The 3,076-nt window shown below is 57.6% G+C and carries 4 protein-coding genes; 1 reads left to right on the forward strand and 3 read right to left on the reverse strand.

Features of this window, described 5'->3' with window-relative positions:
- Positions 1–149: 149 nt before the first annotated feature.
- Together ENN40_10695 and ENN40_10700 are read right to left on the reverse strand one after the other, a co-directional pair.
- Positions 150–353, reverse strand: a complete 204-nt coding sequence (locus tag ENN40_10695) for a hypothetical protein (GenBank protein ID HDP95810.1) — start codon at positions 351–353, stop codon at positions 150–152.
- Between the two features lie 105 nt (positions 354–458).
- Positions 459–665: a DUF1049 domain-containing protein gene (locus tag ENN40_10700; protein ID HDP95811.1), complete on the reverse strand. Its 207-nt coding sequence runs from the start codon at positions 663–665 to the stop codon at positions 459–461.
- Between the two features lie 115 nt (positions 666–780).
- On the opposite strand from ENN40_10700, the gene ENN40_10705 reads away from it, so the two are divergent.
- Positions 781–1,995, forward strand: coding sequence for an aminotransferase class I/II-fold pyridoxal phosphate-dependent enzyme (locus tag ENN40_10705; GenBank protein ID HDP95812.1), 1,215 nt, complete (start codon positions 781–783; stop codon positions 1,993–1,995).
- A gap of 113 nt (positions 1,996–2,108) precedes the next feature.
- On the opposite strand, the gene ENN40_10710 is transcribed toward ENN40_10705, so the two are convergent.
- Positions 2,109–2,786 (reverse strand): isochorismatase family protein, encoded by a 678-nt coding sequence (locus ENN40_10710; GenBank protein HDP95813.1) that lies wholly within the window; start codon positions 2,784–2,786, stop codon positions 2,109–2,111.
- Between the last annotated feature and the right edge of the window lie 290 nt (positions 2,787–3,076).

The raw sequence follows: 3,076 nt of genomic DNA on the forward strand, positions 1-3,076 counted from the left end.
CTTCACTCTTACGCTCCTTAAAACCCAGCTCTGACACACTCAGAGACTCAACAAATAATCGAATGAATCTTACCGCATGATCTGGGGGAACCCAATCTTCTATCGATGGAGGTAAAAGAAACTGTTGACTATAATCAGCGGTTATCTCTTTAGACATATGTCATTATAGCACCTGAGATGTTTTTGAGACAGCCTCCCAGGGCCACGGCGATACCGATGCCAAGAGCAATGTTTTCAATGGCTACGCCGATACCTGCCCCCACTCCGGCACCCAGGGCGATACCGATGGCGATAAATTCCGACCGGGTTTTCGGCACATTTTTTTCCTGACCGCTTTGATTGAATTCAGTCAAATTCTTCTCCTTGTACGAAAACGGCTAGGGAACCAAGTCCCGGGTTTTGAATTTCGCCCGAACGCCGGGAGCTCGATCGCCCCGCTGCTCCTGAGCGAAGAATGCTCATCGACCGATTTTTTTAAAAGTGATGTTGCTGCGCAACAGCCAGCCGATGGCCACGCCCACGGCCACAAAGACCACGACCACCAGCGCGCGCGACATGGACAACGACCACAGCAGAAAGTGAATTTCCACCACCGTGGTGTTCTGCAGCACAAACAATACGACGAAGGCGACGGCGACCATGAACAATATCAGTTTGGCTTTCATTGCACCCCCCCCTGCATTCTACGGTGGCGCAACCCCAAAGTAAACCCGGGGAGGTTTGGTTCCCATTCGGCGGCCTGATATAATCTAGAGAAATTTTGATGAAAGGAAATTCCACATGTCGGATCTGGTCAGGAAATTCGCGCAAATCGGCGTGGAAAACGCGCCGGGGCAGGAAGGACGGCAGAAAGAGGAAGAACTGGATATCCGGGGTGAACCCCTGGCGGGCACGCCGGTGGATTTCTCCCACGGAGATGTCGATGCCCATGAGCCCCCCCCTGGCGCCTTCGAGGCGTTCCGCAAGGGCTTTGAAAGGGGCGCCCCCCAGGCGTATACGGAGTATCGCGGCGGCCGCCATACGCGGGAAGACGTGGCCGCGAAACTCGCGGATTTTACCGGCGCATCCATTGATCCCGCTTCTGAGCTGATCATCACTCCCGGGACTCAGGGGGCCCTGTTTCTAGCCATGGGCGCCCTGGTGGGGCAGGGGGACAAGGTGGCCGTAGTCGAACCCGACTACTTCGCCAATCGCAAACTCACGCTGTTTTTCGGCGGTAAAATCGTACCTGTGCGGATGAAATTTCTGGAATCGAATATGGGTGCCGGCCTGGACCTGGCGGGACTTGAGGACGCGTTCAAATCAGGGGTAAAGCTGTTCCTCTTCTCCAACCCCAACAATCCCACCGGCGCGATCTACTCCGAAAGTGAAATCCGGACAGTCGCGTCCCTGGCCAAACACTATGGCGTTGCGCTTATCGTGGATGAGCTGTACGCCCGGCAGATCTTTGACAACCGGCCCTACACCCACCTTTGCGCGCAGCAGGATAAGCCGGATACCCTGATCACGATTCTCGGGCCCTCCAAAACCGAATCCCTCAGCGGATTCCGGCTGGGAGCGGCTTTCGGATCGACTTACATCATCGACCGCATGGAGCGATTGCAGGCCATCGTCTCCCTGCGGGCGGGGGGCTACAACCAGCCGGTGCTGGACACGTGGTTCATGGAGCCGCAAGGTTGGCTGGAAAAACGGATCGCGGCGCACCGGGCCATCCGCGACGACCTCCTGAAGATCGTGCGGGCCGTGGACGGTGTCAAGGTCCGCGCCACCGAGGGCGGCAGTTATCTCTTTATCCGGCTCCCGGCCATGGATGTTTCCATGCTGGATTTTGTGAAAATTGTCCGCAAACTGGCGGGAGTGGCGGTCACGCCGGGAACGGAGTTCGGTCCGCGGTTCACCAACTGGTTCCGCATCAATTTTTCCCAGAACCATGAAGCCGCGGTGGCGGCCGTGGAACGGTTGCTGGTTGTTTTCAACAGGTACCGCTCGTCATGACAGGCAAAGAGAACCCGATCCCCCAGGGCCGCGGCCACCGCACTGGCTGCCGCGGTCTCCGGTTCTATATAAGCGCGGCCACGCAGCGCTTCCCCGACCTAAAACAACCGCAGTTAACCTTTTCGGGGCGATGACCCGCCGCTAAGGTCGGTCGCGATGGCTGCGCAGGTGGTCACGTACGCGAACCCGAACGCCAGGTTCAAAAGGCTTGCCAGGTGCATCTCCCCGCAAATCGAACCCGTCCCGTCCGCCGGCAAGAAAACCCGGTAATCCCGGTAGTAGGCATCCCGCGCGGTTGATTCGCAGCACATGTTGGTCATGATCCCCGAGACGACGATATCTTCCACTTTCAGACAGCGTAGCACGGTTTCAAGATCCGTATTGTAGAAGGCGGAGTATCGGTGTTTGAGAACGACTTTCTCGCCCGGCCTCGGTGCCAGGTCCGCGTGGATTTCACTCTCCGGACTGCCCTCCAGGCACTTGCCTTGCCACCACCAGCCCATGATGCCGGCGTCAAGATCATCGGGATGGTGAACGTGCCGGGTGAAGATCACCGGGCGGCGCGCCCGGCGAAAGGCTTCGATCAGGCGTTGCACCGCCGGAAGAATCGCCAATCCGCCACAGGTAAATGTGGGCGAGGCCGGATCCAGGAAAAACATCTGCATGTCCACGACCAGCAGCGCGCCGGCGGCAACGTTCAGTCGCATCTCATGCTGGTTGTATGGACGGATCTGATTCAACCACGCCTGGGTCTTCGATTCAATGTTTTCGACAGTTACATAGGGTTCCATGCGTTCTCCTTGCGGCCCCATCATGCTCCGGTTCAGCGACGGCGCGATACCGGCCGCTGCAACCGCTTGTCAGGCGGTATTCGCAATGCGAGCGGACAAGGTCATTCTGCGAGTTCATAACTGAGTCTTGAGATCCGGCCGCGCCAATATGGTTTTGCCCCTTCGGAGAATAACCATGCCACTTCACCCTTCAGCGGAACCAACATGCCGCCTCGTACTTCGTAATCCCAAAAGTGACCCTGCCATGGTATTGCAACCCGTACCCCATCCACATCGCGGTACCTTCCCTC

It is taken from the genome of Candidatus Aminicenantes bacterium, assembly GCA_011049425.1.
Lineage (GTDB): Bacteria > Acidobacteriota > Aminicenantia > UBA2199 > UBA2199 > UBA876.

Excerpts from the sequence above, each read along its gene's own strand:
- ENN40_10710 (HDP95813.1), bottom strand. The coding sequence starts at position 2,786 with ATGGAACCCTATGTAACTGTCGAAAACATTGAATCGAAGACCCAGGCG.
- ENN40_10700 (HDP95811.1), bottom strand. The coding sequence starts at position 665 with ATGAAAGCCAAACTGATATTGTTCATGGTCGCCGTCGCCTTCGTCGTA.
- ENN40_10705 (HDP95812.1), top strand. The coding sequence starts at position 781 with ATGTCGGATCTGGTCAGGAAATTCGCGCAAATCGGCGTGGAAAACGCG.